Annotated in this window: 15 protein-coding genes; 4 read left to right on the plus strand and 11 right to left on the minus strand. The window is 37.2% G+C overall.

Going from position 1 to position 17,458, the window contains the following annotated elements:
- Positions 1-61 precede the first annotated feature (61 nt).
- Complete coding sequence (locus L2B55_RS02810) at positions 62-2,413, plus strand: prolyl oligopeptidase family serine peptidase (protein ID WP_237848773.1); 2,352 nt, start codon at positions 62-64, stop codon at positions 2,411-2,413.
- Between the two features lie 59 nt (positions 2,414-2,472).
- Complete coding sequence (locus tag L2B55_RS02815) at positions 2,473-3,045, plus strand: DUF2911 domain-containing protein (protein WP_237848774.1); 573 nt, start codon at positions 2,473-2,475, stop codon at positions 3,043-3,045.
- Between the two features lie 72 nt (positions 3,046-3,117).
- Here L2B55_RS02815 and L2B55_RS02820 read toward each other — a convergent pair whose 3' ends face one another.
- The 4 genes from L2B55_RS02820 to L2B55_RS02835 all read right to left on the minus strand — a co-directional run bounded on the left by L2B55_RS02820 (position 3,118) and on the right by L2B55_RS02835 (position 5,371).
- A complete protein-coding gene (locus tag L2B55_RS02820; RefSeq protein WP_237848775.1) occupies positions 3,118-3,513 on the minus strand; it encodes a hypothetical protein in 396 nt (131 codons plus the stop codon).
- Complete coding sequence (locus L2B55_RS02825; protein WP_237848776.1) at positions 3,510-4,025, minus strand: anti-sigma factor family protein; 516 nt, start codon at positions 4,023-4,025, stop codon at positions 3,510-3,512. Before L2B55_RS02825 ends, L2B55_RS02820 begins: the two co-directional genes overlap by 4 nt.
- 57 nt (positions 4,026-4,082) lie before the next feature.
- A complete protein-coding gene (locus tag L2B55_RS02830; RefSeq protein ID WP_237848777.1) occupies positions 4,083-4,664 on the minus strand; it encodes an RNA polymerase sigma factor in 582 nt (193 codons plus the stop codon).
- A 131-nt stretch (positions 4,665-4,795) separates the two neighbouring features.
- Positions 4,796-5,371, minus strand: coding sequence for a hypothetical protein (locus L2B55_RS02835; protein WP_237848778.1), 576 nt, complete (start codon positions 5,369-5,371; stop codon positions 4,796-4,798).
- 308 nt (positions 5,372-5,679) lie between these two features.
- Between L2B55_RS02835 and L2B55_RS02840 the strand changes: the two genes are divergently transcribed.
- Both L2B55_RS02840 and L2B55_RS02845 read left to right on the plus strand, forming a co-directional pair.
- On the plus strand, positions 5,680-7,815 hold the full coding sequence (locus L2B55_RS02840) for an elongation factor G (RefSeq protein ID WP_237848779.1): 2,136 nt from the start codon (positions 5,680-5,682) through the stop codon (positions 7,813-7,815).
- 9 nt (positions 7,816-7,824) lie between these two features.
- Positions 7,825-8,076: a hypothetical protein gene (locus L2B55_RS02845; protein ID WP_237848780.1), complete on the plus strand. Its 252-nt coding sequence runs from the start codon at positions 7,825-7,827 to the stop codon at positions 8,074-8,076.
- A gap of 32 nt (positions 8,077-8,108) precedes the next feature.
- On the opposite strand, the gene L2B55_RS02850 is transcribed toward L2B55_RS02845, so the two are convergent.
- The 7 genes from L2B55_RS02850 to L2B55_RS02880 all read right to left on the minus strand — a co-directional run bounded on the left by L2B55_RS02850 (position 8,109) and on the right by L2B55_RS02880 (position 17,398).
- Positions 8,109-9,848, minus strand: coding sequence for a S41 family peptidase (locus L2B55_RS02850; RefSeq protein ID WP_237848781.1), 1,740 nt, complete (start codon positions 9,846-9,848; stop codon positions 8,109-8,111).
- Positions 9,849-9,915: 67 nt separating this feature from the next.
- On the minus strand, positions 9,916-10,197 hold the full coding sequence (locus L2B55_RS02855) for an ATP-dependent Clp protease adaptor ClpS (protein WP_237848782.1): 282 nt from the start codon (positions 10,195-10,197) through the stop codon (positions 9,916-9,918).
- Positions 10,197-10,409, minus strand: coding sequence for a hypothetical protein (locus tag L2B55_RS02860; protein WP_237848783.1), 213 nt, complete (start codon positions 10,407-10,409; stop codon positions 10,197-10,199). The genes L2B55_RS02855 and L2B55_RS02860 overlap by 1 nt, the downstream gene beginning before the upstream one ends.
- Positions 10,410-10,556: 147 nt before the next feature.
- Complete coding sequence (locus L2B55_RS02865) at positions 10,557-11,801, minus strand: OmpA family protein (protein WP_237848784.1); 1,245 nt, start codon at positions 11,799-11,801, stop codon at positions 10,557-10,559.
- A gap of 143 nt (positions 11,802-11,944) precedes the next feature.
- Positions 11,945-14,728, minus strand: coding sequence for a PAS domain S-box protein (locus L2B55_RS02870; RefSeq protein ID WP_237848785.1), 2,784 nt, complete (start codon positions 14,726-14,728; stop codon positions 11,945-11,947).
- A 6-nt stretch (positions 14,729-14,734) separates the two neighbouring features.
- Complete coding sequence (locus L2B55_RS02875) at positions 14,735-16,183, minus strand: sigma-54-dependent transcriptional regulator (RefSeq protein ID WP_237848786.1); 1,449 nt, start codon at positions 16,181-16,183, stop codon at positions 14,735-14,737.
- 435 nt (positions 16,184-16,618) lie between these two features.
- A complete protein-coding gene (locus L2B55_RS02880) occupies positions 16,619-17,398 on the minus strand; it encodes an AMP nucleosidase (protein WP_237848787.1) in 780 nt (259 codons plus the stop codon).
- Between the last annotated feature and the right edge of the window lie 60 nt (positions 17,399-17,458).

Genomic DNA, 17,458 nt, shown 5'->3' on the forward strand with positions numbered 1-17,458 from the left:
TCATGTTGTAGTTATAAATGCTTCGTTTCACTTATTATCTTGCGGGGCTTTAACTGGTTATATGAAGAAACTGTACTTATCCATTCCTCTATTTTTAATTCAGCTTACAGCCTTTGGACAGCAGTTTGATTCGCTGAGTGTTGAAAAGATTATGCGTGATCCTAAATGGATTGGTGTATCTCCTTCTGCGGTATTTTGGAGTGATGACAGTCAGTCGGTTTATTTCAATTGGAACCCTGATAAAACTAAAAGTGACTCATTGTATGTTGTTGAGGTAAGTAATAGGAAGATAAATAAGGTTGCAACGCCTGTAAGAATGGGCTTGGCTCGTAATGGAGCTTATAATAAGGACCGTTCATTGAAAGTGGTTGAGAAATACGGAGATATTTACCTCTACGACTTAAAGAACGGTTCTTTTCGTCAGCTTACCAATACCGTTGAGCAAGAGTTTCTTCCTGTGTTTTCAGGCAATGGTGATCAGGTTATATTTAGAAGAGCAGATAATTTATTCAGTTTATCGCTTAATAGCGGCTCTCTAACTCAATTGACCAATTTTTTAAAAGGAACAAAAATAAGAGATGCTCATGTTAATGATCAGGACAAATGGTTAAAGGAAGATCAGCTAGCAGAGTTTGAGATATTAAAAGAGCGGAAGGCGGCTAGAGAGGGAGCGCAAAAGGCTCGTAAAAAGGAACAGTTCAAACGTTTAAGAGAAATCTATTTGGAAGGAAAGTCAGTTACCAATTTAAGGATTAGTCCGGATGGTAATTTTGTGACTTACAATATGACGGTTGACGAGGAGGCTAGGAATACCATTGTGCCTAATTATGTAACAGAGTCAGGTTATACAGAAGATATCCCAACTCGCTCTAAAGTTGGTGGGATCCAACCATTGTCAGAGTTTTACGTTTATGATCGTTTACGAGATACTATTCTGTCGGTTTCAACCTTGCAAATTCCCGGTATTTATGATTTACCTGATTATTTAAAGGATTATCCGTTTGAGAAGAAACTTCGAGAGAAAAAGAAGGAAGCTCGCGAAGTAACCTTTTATGGGCCTTATTGGAGTGAAGACGGTAAAAATGCCATAGTTTCAGTTTTTTCAACCGATAATAAAGACCGTTGGATATTTAGCCTAAATGTAGTTGATGGTAAATTAAAATTGATTGATCGTCAACGTGACGAAGCTTGGATTGGAGGGCCGGGAATAGATCGTTACGGTGAGAATATTGGTTGGATTAATAATCAAACTGTTTATTACCAGAGTGAGGCTACGGGTTATTCCCATCTTTATACTTATCAGGTTGCAGACGGTAAAAAAAATATACTTACCACAGGTAATTGGGAAGTTCAGTCTGTAAAACTTTCTAACGACAAGCGTAGCTTTTATATAACCGCTAATAAAGAACATCCAGGGACAAAAGATTTTTATAGACTTTCTGTTAATGGAGGAGCATTTGAGAAATTAACTTCTATGAAAGGGGCAAACGAAGTTTCTTTGTCCCCTGATGAGAAATGGCTGGCAATTCGTTATTCATATAGCAATAAGCCGTGGGAGTTATACCTACAAGAGAATAAATCCGGGGGGGAGCCCCAGCAACTTACCCAGTCGACTTCGGAGGAGTTTAAATCTTACAAATGGAGAGAGCCCGAAGTGATTAGTTTTAAGGGGCGCACAGGGGAGGTTTATGCTCGATTATATCAACCGTCAAAACCTCATACTAATAAACCAGCAGTAATTTTTGTGCATGGTGCCGGATATTTGCAAAACGCCCATTATTGGTGGAGCCAGTATTTCAGGGAATATATGTTCCATAATTTATTGATTGATAAAGGATATACGGTTTTGGATATTGATTATCAGGCAAGCGCAGGGTATGGAAGACGCTGTCGAACCAATATTTATCGTCATATGGGTGGAGCTGACTTGAATGATCAGGTGGATGGAGCAAAATTATTGGTTGATAAATATGGCGTTAATCCAAAAGCAATTGGTATTTATGGAGGCTCTTATGGAGGATTTATCACATTAATGGCCATGTTTACTCAGCCAGAAGTATTTAAGGCAGGAGCTGCTTTGCGCTCAGTTACTGATTGGGCTCATTATAATCATGATTATACAGCAAATATCTTAAATGAGCCTATTAATGATAGTATTGCTTATAAGAGAAGCTCACCTATTTATTTTGCTGAAGGTTTAAAAGGCAAATTACTCATGTGTCATGGGATGGTTGATGTCAATGTACACTTTCAGGATATTGTACGCCTTTCGCAGCGGCTGATTGAATTGGGTAAGAGTAATTGGGAGCTCGCTGTTTATCCAATGGAAGATCATGGTTTTGTAGAGCCTAGCAGCTGGACGGACGAATACAAAAGAATTTTTAAATTATTTGAACAAGAACTGAAACATTAGCTCAGTTAAAGCGTTGAATCAACATTTAGTATTTACATATTTTAAGTCAAAATAAAACGATGAAGAAATTCAGTTTAGCTCTTGTGATGTTTATGTCACTAACCGTTTATTCTTTTGCACAGACTCAAGATTCCATTCAAGCTATTCCAATTGATAAAAGTCCTGCTGATATAGTTTATTTTCCAGTTCGGGCTGCTTTTGAGCGAGATATAACTAAAAAACCCATAGTTCGGATAATCTATTCTCGTCCGCAACGCAGAGGACGTGAAATTTTTGGTAAGCTTGAAGACTATGGCAAAGTTTGGAGAACTGGAGCAAATGAGTGTACTGATGTTAAATTTTATAAGGATATTAAGATTGGAGATAAAGAGATTAAAGCCGGGGAATATTCATTGTTCACCATCCCGAATAAGGATAAATGGACGATTATTTTTAATAGTGTAACAGACAAATGGGGTGCATATTTTTACGATAAGGCAAAAGATGTTTTGCGTTTAGACGTTCCTGTAAAAACTCCACCGACTCCAATAGAGGCATTTACCATTTTATTTAAAGAAGACAATGGTAAAGGTGCTAAAATGCTAATGGGTTGGGATAATAGTTTTATAGAAGTTCCAATCAGTTTTAATTAGAACAGTTTCTTAACATGCATAAAAACAGGCCTCTTCTCAAAAAGAAGAGGCCTGTTTTTATGTGTCTTAAAATTATCGGGTCTGCATTTGTATCTGGATCTTATTCTTTCCCGACTGGTATTCAAGCCAGAGGTTAAGGTTGTCAAGCTTCTTTATTGTATAAATATTGATTTCGGTATTATAGACAGTTTGTAGTGTGCTGTCTGATAACAAACTCCAATCTCCCTCAGGTACAGGAACACAATATTCATTTATTGCGCACACTCTCCGATACTTTAGATTTGAAAAGAATACATGCTGACGCCCGGGAGCGACGGCTGGTTCGCCATTAGTTATTATTTTGGTCTCAATCCAAGCTCGGGCAATTTGTTTATATCGAAAATCCTCATCGCCTTCTTTTACACAAGCCGATAGTGTGACCACAAATCCAACCAAACCCACAGTAAAAGATCGGCAAAACTTGATCATGCTAATTCATTTTTTAATCGTTTTCCGCTGATCCATTTATCAATAAAAACAAGTAGTAGTACAGCATCAATCATTAAAAACGAAAACCAAAAGGTTTTGTTGCCTAAAAATGAATCAATCTGTGAATTAACAACTTCCTGAACCTGTTCACTTTTTGCCATGTACTGAGCCGAAGGTTCAGGTGTGGTACTTCCAATTGTGTAAATCAATAGCGATATAATCAACACTCCAAAAACAGCTGCAATTCCGTAAATAATTTTTCGATTTACAAGTGTTTTTAAGGCTGATGGAGAAGTTTCGGTACGCCATTGTGCCATAACCTTGGCAGTGAAATTTGCCGAAGGCGCTTCTAAAGGTATTGATGCAAGAGATGCATTCAGAGCCTTTATTTCATCCAGTTTTTTCTTTAGAACTGGATGTTCTTCAATATAACGCATCAATTCACCGGCTTGGGGCTCCTGTATTAACCCGTCCGCCAAATCCCAAAGTTGTTCTTCAGTTATCCGGTTCATATCAATTCTTTCTATTTAACTAATTGCCTGTACAACAGGACAAAAGTAGTTAGTTTGTTATAATAATTCATTTACTTCATCATTTAATAAAAGTTCGAGTTGAACTTTTAAACGCTGCCGTGCCCGGTGAAGTTTAACTTTTACCGTGTTTGCCGGCATATTAATTACAGCCGCAATTTCTTCTAATGATTGTTCATGCAAATAAAACAAGGTTATAATCACCCCATCGTCAGGTAATAGTTTGTCAATAGCCTGTTTTAAATATTCACTTCTGATTTTATGTTCAATTCTGCTGCTGCTTTCATCATTTGATGGATTTTCAACAATTATCGGGTGTTCATCGTCATCAAGTGACGAAGTGTCAAGTTTTCCTTTTCTGAGCTTACTCATTGCTGTTGTATAGACAATGGAATACAGCCAGGTGGTAAATTTTGATGTACGTTGAAATGAAGCCAATGAACGAAACGCTTTCAGAAAGCTGTCCTGAGCAATTTCTTCAGCATCCTCTCGGTTCTTTGTGAAGCGTAGAGCCAGGGTAAATGCATACCTTTGATGTCGATTTAATAGATCAACGTAAGCACCCTGATTTCCACTCAGTGCCAAATCAATTAACTCTATATCTGATAACTGTTTTATCATTTTAGGGTATGACGCATTGAAGTTACTTCGGGTTACAGCTTTTTACTAAGTTAAGAGAAATTACTTGTATTAATAAAAATCCCTGCAGAACTAAAGTTTGCAGGGACTTTTATATAACGTTGATTGTAGAGTTATAGCTGAACAATTAAGCCGTAAACGATAAGGCCTAAACCAACAACAAATGCAACCCATCCAAGACCGCCAACAATGGCGCCCAGAATAATGCCGGCAAGTAAAATAATTAAACCAATTAGCATAATACGTGTGAATTCAACGCTTGGAGCTGGTGCAGGAGCAGTTTTCTTTTTGGCCACAACTTTATCTACTCGTTTTGCAATTAGTTTTTCTACTTTCTCTTGTTGAGTTACTGATAATTTATTGAATGCCTCATTTTTACTCATTTCAGTACGTACCAGCTGACGAGTGGTTGTAGTGTTTGACTCTCCTGTTAAGCTTTCTGTTGTTTCAGCTGAGCCATCTGGAGCGGAATAAACAGTTGTCGTTTTTATCTCTTGCTCAATATATTGAGCACCTTGAGGATGCACATCTTCTGATTTCTGTTCATTTTGGGCTTTTTGAGCATGCATTGATTCGGTGCTTTTTACTCGCACAAATTTTAACTCATTAGCACAAGATGAGGCTAATATCACAATTGACAAAAATCCTGCTACTTTAATCCGGGAAATAATTGTACCTAATTTTTTCATTTGTTGTACTTGTGGTTTGATAATTGAGCATGAAAGTTAGCGATTTTCAAGATAATTGCACTTAATGAAATTAAAATTACTTAAACAATAGTTGCGTAAAGCCTGTGTTTAGTTTTTATCATACTATTACTAATCAATAATCCATGTTTGTGTTTTAATTAATCGAAAAATAAAATTATATTAATATGCTTAATAGCAGTTATATAGCAATTTAAATAGCTTGGCTATGACCCGGTTTCTCAATTTGTAATCATTAAAAGATTTTATAGCCAGCCTACTTTTCTGCTCACCTTAAACAATAAACTTTTATGAAAATGTATGATGAAAAGCACATTAAAAATGTGGTGTTAGTTGGTTCTGCGAAAAGCGGCAAGACCACGCTTGCCGAGACCATGCTTTTTGAAGCCGGATTAATTAACCGTCGTGGTTCGGTTGAAGAAAAAAATACTGTTTCTGATTATCATGAAATTGAGCATGAACGGGGTAATTCAGTTTATGCAACATCAATGCACACCGAATGGCATGATTATAAGATTAATATAATTGATACACCAGGATTGGACGATTTTATTGGTGAAGTTATTTCTTCCATTCGGGTTTGTGATACAGCTGTAGTACTTCTTAATGCGCAATACGGAGTAGAGGTAGGAACTGAATTGTTGTGGGATTATATAGATAAATACCAAAAGCCAACCATAATTGCAGTTAATCAACTGGACAGTGATAAAGCCAATTTTAATCAAGCAGTAGAAGAAGCTAAACGCTTTTTTGGACCAGCAGTCACTATAATGCAATATCCCGTAAATCAGGGTCTTAATTTTAACTGCATTATCGATTTGCTAAAAATGACTATGTATAAGTTCTCGACAGAAGGTGGAAAACCAACAAAGCTTCCAATACCTGATGAAGAAAGGGAACAAGCAGATCGGCTACATAATGAGCTGGTTGAGAAGGCCGCTGAGAACGATGAAAAGCTAATGGAGCTGTATTTTGAAAAAGGAAGTTTAGACGAAGATGAATTACGGGAAGGATTAAAAATTGGAATGATGAAACATCAGGTCTTTCCGGTGTTTTGCTTGTCAGGACGAAAAGATATGGGCAGCGGTCGTTTAATGGGATTCATAGATAATGTTGCTCCAAGTGCAGTTGATATGCCTCCAGAACTTACTGAAGATGGAAGAGAAGTGCCATTTGACCCTAAAGGGCCTACCCGTCTCTTTGTTTTTAAAACATTAGTTGAACCGCATTTGGGCAAGCTCTCATTTTTCAAAGTCGTTTCGGGAGAAGTTTCAGTTGGCCAAGAACTAACTAACGAAAAAACCAATACTACAGAGCGATTAAATCAATTGTTCATTGCCGATGGGAAGAACCGGAATGCAGTTGATAAACTGAAGGTAGGAGATATTGGTTGCACACTTAAGCTTAAAAATACTTCTACCAATCATACATTGAATGGCAAAGGGGCTGTTGGAAGTATTGATCCTATTCATTTCCCCAATCCTAAAGTTCGTATTGCTGTAATAGCTAAAAACAAACAAGACGACGAAAAATTGAGTGAAGTGATGGCCGAAATACACCTTGAGGATCCGACAATTGAGATTGAGTATAACCGCGAACTGAAACAGGTAATATTACACGGACAAGGGGAACTTCATTTAGCTCTAACGAAGTGGCGACTGGAAAATATTTATAAGATGCAGGTTGAATTCATTAAGGCGAAAATTCCATATCGAGAGACCATTCAAAAACCTGCCAACTCATCTTATCGGCATAAAAAGCAATCCGGTGGAGCTGGTCAGTTTGGAGAGGTTTTTATGAAAATTGAACCTTATTATGACGGAATGCCTCCATTAAAGGAATACCCGGTGCGTGATTCCGAAACACACGATTTGGCGTGGGGAGGAAAGCTTGTTTTTAATAATTGCATAGTAGGAGGAGTGATTGATGCCCGCTTTATTCCTTCGATCTTAAAGGGAGTTATGGAAAAAATGCATGAAGGACCATTAACAGGTTCTTTCGTTAGAGATATTAGAGTGAGTGTTTATGATGGTAAGATGCATCCTGTTGATAGCAATGATATTTCGTTCAAAATTGCAGGAATGATGGCCTTTAAAGAAGCTTTTCATAATGCTGAACCTCAATTGCTTGAGCCGGTTTACGATGTGGAAACCACGGTTCCCGACGAAATGATGGGAGATGTAATGACCGAACTCCAAAGCCGAAGAAGCATAATAACAGGTATGGATAATCGTAGTGGGTTCCAAGTTATTAAATCACGCACTCCATTGGCCGAACTTGATAAATTCTTTTCTGTATTGCGTAATATTAGTCAGGGCAGGGCTAAGGTTAACGTTCAATTTGCTGAATATGCTCCAGTTCCAAACGAATTACAACGTAAGCTTACAGAAGAGCATCAAAAAGAGCTAGCCGTAGAAAATCATTAAAATCAACAAATGGGAAATTACAAATTAATGCGTAGTTTTTTCTCTAATCGCCTGGAAGTATTTGCTGCTGACAAAACGCCTTGTTCAATCATTTATACTGACGAAAGCGGACGGCAGCAACATACTATGGGGCTGATAACAGAGTTTTATGAAATTAATAACAAGGAGTTTTTACGCTTGGATAATGGAACTACAGTACTGATTGATTCAATTGTAAATGTTAATGGTGTACCATCAATTGACTTTGATAATTACTGTTAGACAGGAATTTGAGGTGTTAAGGTATAGGATCATTATTTTTGCACTGTTTCAATTGTTTTACGTAAAGTTTGACTGTTTTTGCCAATAGTTTTATAATCTCCTACTCCTTTGATGACATTATAGTAATTAGTTCTTAGAGCAGCAATTTTCAAGGCTTCTTTTAGTTCTACATCATATTTAAATGAAGCTTCAATTCTTCCGTGTTGGAAATAATACCGAGAAATAATTTCATTTTCCAGTACTTGGGTAATTTCTGATTTATACTCAACCAAGTCGTCTTTACGATTTTTTATGGCCTTGTTTTTTAATGAGGTGTATTGCTGTTCAATTTGATCAAAGTATTTCTCTTGTTTGGTTATTTTTTCCAAATCATCTAGCAGTTTATCACTTGTTGTCGTATATTCAAAATTGTTTTTATTGGCAAAACTTATAAAGTTTTCATATTCACTGTCCTTTAATTGAAACTCTCTCGGTTGTTTTATGCTATTGTTTTTTTGACGGTACAGAGTTCCATAGTCGAAAATCAAGTTATTTTCAATTAGAGCAGTAACCACAGAGCTGAAATAATAAGGCTTTACGAAAATATCAGGAGTGATGCCTCTACCGTCAGAAACCGTTCTTCCATTTTTTGTCCTGAATTCAGCAATTAAAGAATCAGCAACATTAGATGCCTGTCCGTTTTTATTTTTATGTTGATAGTCTATTTTCTGGATACAACGACCACTCGGAGTATAATACTTGGCAATAGTTACTTTCAAAAGACTGTTATAAGGTAACTTTAATGTCTGTTGCACTAGCCCTTTGCCATAGCTTTGTTGGCCAACAATAACTCCTCTGTCCAAATCCTGAACTGCGCCTGCTACAATTTCTGAAGCGGATGCTGTGCCGCTATCAATCAGAATTATTAATGGAATAGTTGTATCCAGAGGAATTGCACCAGCATGGTAAACATAATTATTTTGAGGAAGTCTTCCTTTTTGGGAAACTACAGTTTCTCCTTTTGCTATAAAATAGTTAACAATTTTTACTGCTTCTTGAAGGATACCCCCTCCGTTTCCTCTCAAATCAATGATTAGTGAAGAAATTTTGTCTTTCTTTTTCAGTGCAAGGAAGGCATTTTTTACTTCCAGAGCCGATCCCTCCAAAAACCTTTCAAGTTTTATATATCCGGTATGTTGGGGTAGAATTCCAGAATAAGTAACATTAGGAAATTTTATCTCTTCCCTTTGAAGCTTCTTTTCAATGGGTTTTAAATCTCCGGGACGGACGATTTTAATTGTAATTGTTGAGTTCTTATTGCCTTTAAGCAAGTCACTAACTTCATCATTGGTTTTTCCTTCCAGAAAGACACCATTAATGGAAACGAGTTGATCACCTGCACGGATATCAGCTTTTTGGGCTGGGAACCCTTCGTAGGATTCAGAAATAAAAGTCTTGTTATCTTTTTGCAGAATCAGGGCTCCAATTCCACCGTATTCATTTGAAACATAGTTCATCTTGAAGTCTTCGATATCCGTTTCAGGAACATATTCTGTATACGGATCTAGAGAACCAGTTATGGCGCTAGCAGCTTTGTTTATTAATTGAGCAGGCTCAACCTGATCAACATAATTCAAGTTGACTTCTCGATAGATGCCTGCAAATATATCGAGGTTTTTAGTAATATCGAAGCGCTCATCAATCGCTTTAAAAGAGAATAATGTAGCAGCAACTATGCCGGCAGCAATAGCTGATTTTTTAGGCGATTTGAAAAATGCACTTACCTTATTCATGAAATTTATTCACCTAAAGCTAATTAAATACAAAGTAAAAACGGAATTTTTACCGCGGTATTATTGCTTAGTCAAGACTTACTGTCAGTCCCTTAAATTTAAGGATATTATAATATTCAACCAGGTTTCGGCGGGCGCCTTCTAGTAAAATAAATTTACCTTTGGTGTGAACAATCCAAGCAATTGCTTCAGCTTCGTCATATGTTTTCTTGATATACTTTACAAGACAAGCAATAACGTGCTCAAACGTATTGAAGTCATCATTCCATAAAACAAGCTTTAAAGGTAGCCCAACTTCTGTGGAAACTTCAACTTCCTCAATTACTTCGGTTTCAATAATCGTACTCATCACAAACGATTATTAGCTTCATTCGACTGCATCTTGCTAAGCATAAACTCAACATAGTTACGGTCTTTATTAATTAATTTCATCAACCTGTTAATTAAATCTTCTTCCTGTCCGGGAACAAAAACTAATTCTTCATCGGTTAATCGGTTGTATTTACGTTTTATCTTCGTTTTAATTTTGTCCCAGTTGGCAGTACTTACTACGTTGCTCATTTTGTTGTGAAATTTATGCAAATTTAAAAGTTTACGTGGTTTATGACAAATTGAGTATTTAATAGCTTGGGGTGGAAGCAAAAAACGGCAGCCGAATTTCGGCTACCGTTTTTCATTACTATTATCTAATCTGACTATATATTCTAATTATTGAACTTTGAATTCAACACGACGGTTTTTCTGGCGACCTTCTTCAGTGTCGTTCGATGCTACTGGACGAGTTTCGCCGTAACCTTTAGTAGTGATGTTACCTGATTTTACTCCGGCTTTCACTAAAGCTTTTTTCACTGAACTTGCGCGACGTTTTGATAAGTCCACGTTGTAAGCTTCGGTACCTTCTGCTGAAGCGTGACCTTCTAACAACATTTTACCGCCTGAAGCTTTCAATTCGTTCGCCATGTTTTCAATCGCACCCATTGACTCTGGACGTAATTTGTCTGAGTTAAAGTCGAATTGAATGGTGTTGCTTTGCTCAGCTACTGCGGCTGTAGGCTCTGGTTTAGGGAACACGATGGTACGACCTGCACCGTCAACTACGTTGCCTGCTGGAGTATTTGGTTCTTTGTCAAACACATCCGATACGCCGTCTCCGTCAGAATCTTTCTTCATGTTCGATACATCACCTTCTGTAGCGGCTACACGTGATTTCAATGCTTCAACTTCCTGACGTAATTGATCATCTTTCAACTCATCATACATCAAGGCATAAGGGTTTGCCCAATCTAGGTTTTTCTTCGATTTGTTACCCAAGCTGAAGTTCAAACCTGCATAACCGTACGACCATTTGTCGTTAGCTGAACCATACCAGGTTCTGTCCAAGTTATCCGCATCCAGGAAGTTCATGGTGTAACCTAAGTCCAAACCAATGCGCTCTGATAATTTGAATTTCAAACCACCACCTACTGGGAAGAACTGCTCAGTACGGGTTTCGCTATCTGGCTTGTAACCGGTTAAACCGTAACCACCTTGCACGTATAACGCCACTTTGCTGTCGCGTTTCCACAACAAGCTGGTCAAGTCGATTTGTGCTTGTAAGGAAGCTGCATAGTTAATGGTTGTTTCAAACGAAGAGAAACCAGGGTTGCCCTGTCCGTTTTCATTTGGGTTGTAGGAACCTGATACTTTACCTCCTTGGTAGTCCAATTTCAAGGCAAATGCATGGGTGATTTGCTTTTGAATGTACGCTCCGTAACCAAAGTTTGCATCCCATTCATTGTAATCGTTATGGCCACCTAAGAAGATAACAGGAGCGGTAACACCGCCGTTAACCCCAATTGACCATGTGTTGAATTGTTTGGCCCCGCCAAACACTTTTGCACCTCCATCCTGCGCAAATGCCGGTACGGCAAAAGCTGCCGCTAATACAAGTGCAAAAAAATTAGACTTTTTCATATGCTTCATTTTTATTGCTGGGCAAATTTACGGCAAATAAATTGCCATTATTTCAAAATTGACGGTTCGTTCATTTTTGAAATTTCAAGAATTTCTATAATACAACTGAATAGTAGCTTGTTAGATGGTTTGCAATTTTTTGGTTACACATGGTTGAACTTAAGGATAAAACGAGTTCCTATTCCCAAGTGGCTCTCTACATCAATGGTTCCCTCATGAGTAAGGACAATGTTCTGAGTACTGGTGAGTCCCAATCCACTACCGTTTTGTTTTTCTGTGTAAAAAGGCTCAAAAAGTTTAGAGATGTTTTCTGGCTTAATGCCCGATCCATTATCGGCTATTTCTATAATGGCTTTGCCATTGTGGCAATAAGTTTTAAGCGTTAACAACCCTTTTTGGGGAGTCATTGCCTCAATTGCATTAATAATGATGTTTAATAAGGCAATCTTCATTTTGTCCTCATCAATCGAAATTTCGCAATCGGCTTGCATAAAATCTTTTTCAACTTTAATTTCGTTAAGCTTGATTCGATCAATGGCTAATTCCAACGTTTCGTCAATAAGTTCGTTTACTGATTTGTTTTTAAGTTCGAGGTATTCTGCACGTGTACTGTTAAGAAGTTGTGTTATCAGTACATTAATTCGCTTGCAGTTACGCTGGATTATATCAAAATAGAAATCATAAGAGTCATTTTTGTCGTTTATTTCAAGCTTTAGTTGTTCAAGAGCAAGATTTACATTGGTCAATGGGTTTCTTACCTCATGGGCAATGGTTCTGGCTACCCGTTCGGTTGCATCGAGCTTTTGAGAAACTAAACGCTCGTGTTCGGAGCGCTTTAGAGCAGTAATATCATGAATAATTCCCTGGAAGAAAATAGAACGTCCTTCGTTATCGTATTGCGCGGCAGCGGTAATTAACGCATAAATGCGTTGTCCTTTACTGCTAACCAAGGTAATTTCCATATCTATAACGTTGCCGCGTTGAATAATCTGATGAAGGAAGTTCTTCCAATCGCTTTTGGTAAAGAAAAATGAACGCAGGTTGGAAGACTTTAACTTGTCGAGTTCTGTTTCCAAAAGATTTACGGCAGACTGATTGATATCAATGATATTACCCTCTCGGTTAATGATAAAAATCATGTCTTTCGATTGTTCAAAGAGGTTACGATATTTCTCCTCGCTTTTTAGAATCTTGGCCTGACTTATTTTTCGCTCTGTAATATCCTGTATAACGCAAAGGGCCTGCGTTGTTTTTCCTTGTAAATTAGTTTTGAAGGGCACTTGTTTAGAATATAACCATTTCCATTCGCCACTTTCTGTTTTATATTTATGTTCATTTTCAATTATTTGCCCTTTTGCAATAACGTTTAATTTACTCAAATAATCTTCGGTTAAATTCTGCGGCTCTCCATTCAGGATTGCATTTATTATTAATTCATCAGCGGCAAATAGCTCCTCTTCATTAATTTCGATTATTTGTAATAGCTCCTTATTGCTATAAATAGGTTTTAAATTTTCAATATCAACCACCAGAATTCCTGTAGGAGTATTATCTGCAATCTTCTCCACAAAGTTCTTGCTTTCTTTCAGCTCAATTTCATTACGTTTAATTTCAGTGATATCGTCAAAAACAACCACACAGCCGTCACGATATTTGACCGCGTTGATGTAAAACCATCGTTGCAAGTTCGTTGAATAATGCTGAGATTCGAATAAGGTATCAAATTCTACAACTTTAATAAATTCATTAACCAAACCTGATTCTTTTACTGAGTAGAAAATTTCACTTAGCGATCGGTTTATTATAGCTCCATGATATGGAAGTTTGTAAAATCCCCGAAGCATATTTTCTGCCACAGGATTGGTCAGAATGGCTTTGAAATCAACAATCTGTCCGTTATTATTTCTTATTGACTCAAAAGTAATAATTGCATAAGTTGAGCTGTTTAAAACACCGCTTACCAGTTCTTCTGCTTTCTTTCGCTCATCAATTACCTGATGAAGGTTGGCAACCATTAGTTTTTCATTACGTAGCGTTTCCAAATAATTCAATCCCAACCCGCAGAATGGCATTATATAAGTTATCATTTTCATGAAATGAGCTATCATGAAATGATTGTCAAAGATTTGAGAGCTGAACGCCATGTGTAATTGCGTAAATATGGCAGGAATTACACTTAGAACCAGTGTTAATGAAAACTTCGAAGGATACCGTTGATAAAACTTTGGAAAAACAAATACGAGTGCAATGAAGTATAATAATAGGGGAACTCCGTCTATTGGGTGGGTATAAAACTTGCCTGTAAGAGCAGAAGTTGGGATGCGTTTTAAGTTTAGTAATATGTTGATTGTTAAAAATGTGAGCAAAACAAAGATGATGCTAATGTAAGTTACGAACCGATCATTAGAGTCATTATTTATGGTTTTGCCAACAGGACGCATTATTAAAAACATGCCTGTTCCGATAATAAGGATAAAGGCATGGTAACCACTACTCAAGAGCCATGTGAATGACGAAATATCGACCAGCTCTGTTGTAATAGAAAGCAGCTGTGTTGAAGAAAGGATATGAAAAACATCAAATAAACCAGCACAAAGCAAAGCTACCCCTACAATTGGGGTAGTTATGTCGCGTTTTATGCTATAATCAACAAAAGCTAATATTACAGTTAAAAAAGCAATGGCAATAGCCATGCTTACTAAAATTATATGAATAAACCGACCTTCCAACCATTGATAAATCAGATTAAGTTGACTTTCATAATTGAGTGTATTTAATCGGGCAGTATCGAAGGTTTGATAATTAACACCAAAGTTAATCCCTACTAGGTTTAATATGCTGGGTAAAACACATACGAAGAGTGTTATCCATATAAACTGTTCAGGGCGATCAAGATTACTCCAAATGCTTTTTAATTTATTCTTCACTCTAGACTAGTTTAACTTCATTGCTTTCATTTTGTTGTAAAGCGTTTTTCTGTCTATATTTAAAATTGCTGCGGCCTTTGTTTTATTAAAGTTTACTTCCTTCAGCACTTTCATAATGGTATCTAATTCGGCCTCTTGCGCAGCTGATTTTAAATCATTACGGGCGTAGGATATGGCTTTAACTGATTCAACTATTATTGGTTCGGTTTCTTGGGTATTAATTGGAGTTGCATTAAGTTCAAGCAATTCAAGAGGTAAAGAGCGGGTTTCAATTTCTTTTCCATCTTCTGTTAATAAAGCGGCTCGTCTAACCACATTTTTTAACTCTCTAATGTTACCAGGCCAACTATAACGGGTGAAGTAACGTATTACCTCTGTTGAAAATCCCTTGATGTGTTTATTAAGTTCATTACTGGTTTGTTTCAGAAAGTATTCGGCAAATACTAATAAGTCACCGCTTCGGTTTCTTAACGGAGGAATGTGAATACTGAATTCATTAAAACGGTGATACAAATCTTCTCTAAAACGACCTTTCTGTACCGCTTCCCATAAGTTTTCATTAGATGCTACAAGAATGCGCACATCTAAATCAATTTCTTTGTTACCACCTATTCGTTTTACTTTGCGCTCTTGTATTACCCTTAGTAATGAAACCTGAATGTCATAAGATAAATTGGCTACTTCATCAAGGAAAAGTGTACCCCCGTTGGCCATTTCAAAATGACCTATTTTTTGACCAAACGCTCCTGTAAATGAACCTTTTTCGTGTCCAAATAATTCACTTCCGGCAAGCTCTTTGGATAGCGATCCGCAGTCGAGAGGTACAAACGGCTGATCTTTACGTGGGCTATTTTGGTGGATCATATTGGCAACAGATTCTTTACCTGTACCACTTTCTCCAAATAAAATGACACTGTAGTTGGTTGGGGCTACTAAACTAATTTGACGGTAAAGTTCTTTCGCCGCATCACAGTCACCTAAGACATAATTATTTGTAACCAAAACACCGCCTGATTGATTTTTACTGCTTTTTTCAGTTTTACTGCCATTAGCCGCAGGCGCTGAAGTCTTAGGTTCAGGAGTTACTCTTAAATCAGCAGTGTCCAGGGCTTTATTGATGGTATTCAGAATCTCATCAGGATACAATGGTTTTGAAATATAATCGTAAGCCCCATTTTTAACCATTTCTACCGCAATTTTTACATCAGAATAGCCCGTAATGATAATAACAATTGTTTGGGGATGAATTCCTAATATCCTATCCAGCATTTCCCGGCCATCAGTGTCTTCCAGCCTATAGTCGCACAATACTAAATCATAGCGATTAGCATTGAGTAACTCCATTGCTTTGGCACCACTGGTAGCGGTTTCAACATGAAAGCCATGTTTAGTTAAGAAACGGGTTAGTAATAATCCAATGTTTACTTCATCATCAATAATCAGAATATTTTTCATGCCTTCTATCATAAATTAAACCCTTCTAACATCTTCATTAACAATACAAAAGATATGAATGCACAAAGTTGGGTATTTTTTTCCACACTTCAAGCGCTTTCGTAACTTTATGTTCTCAATTAATAATCATTAGTCAGATTCGGTACTTAGTTTTTTATTGTATTTTCAAATTAATGGAGCGTTCTTATTCCTTCTAAATTATTATAACCCCTGCATGTTTAAATACTGATTTAAGTGTTAAATGGACGGTAGATTTGGAAAGACTTATCTCCTACACGTTTCACTTTTTTAGTTAAATAAACGTTGGTTTTGGACGTATTAATGCAAAGGCTGCACCAAACAGAATAAAAAGCTAATCATCATTCGATGTTTAATCTTTGTTAAATAGCAAAATCGGCTAGGAAGTTGACACTAGAGTTGTGGTAGACTTGGGTATTAAATATCTTCAAAACGAAGATGTTTAATGGTATTCCCCTTATTAATGAGCTGGTATAATGAGTCGATACCAATACGTAAATGTTGCTCAACAAATTTTTCCGTTACTTTTATATCGCTTTCGGCGGTTTTTACGCCTGAGGCAATCATAGGCTGATCAGAAACAAGTAACAGGGCTCCCGCAGGAATTTTATTATAAAAGCCGGCACTGAACAGGGTGGCTGTTTCCATATCAATTGCCATGCATCTTATTTTCCTTAGGTAATCTTTAAATTCTTCATCGTGTTCCCAAACTCTTCGGTTTGTAGTATAAACGGTTCCGGTCCAGTAATCACGATTATGCTCTCGTATAGTTGTTGAGACAGCTTTTTGTAAGGCAAATGCTGGCAGAGCTGGAATCTCTTGTGGAAAGTAATCGTTTGAAGTTCCTTCTCCTCGAATAGCAGCAATAGGAAGAATTAAATCGCCAAGTTCACTTTTGCGCTTTAAGCCACCACACTTGCCCAGAAACAAAGCGGCTTTAGGTTGTATTGCTGAGAGTAAGTCCATAATTATAGCTGCATTAGGACTTCCCATCCCAAAATTGATAATGGTAATGTCTCTGGAGGTAGCGTTAAGCATTGGTTTATCTTGTCCACGAAGTTCAACGCCTTCCCATTCGGCAAATAAACGTACGTAGTTGTTAAAGTTGGTTAATAAAATATATTCTCCAAATTCTTTAAGTTCAGTACCTGTATACCGTGGTAGCCAGTTTGATACGATTTCTTCTTTACTTTTCATAAATTCTCCTTGATTGATTTCCTCTTATCCGCAAAACAACCATTGTTTGCCAGTCAATCT

The organism is Solitalea lacus, assembly GCF_022014595.1.
GTDB lineage: Bacteria > Bacteroidota > Bacteroidia > Sphingobacteriales > Sphingobacteriaceae > Solitalea > Solitalea lacus.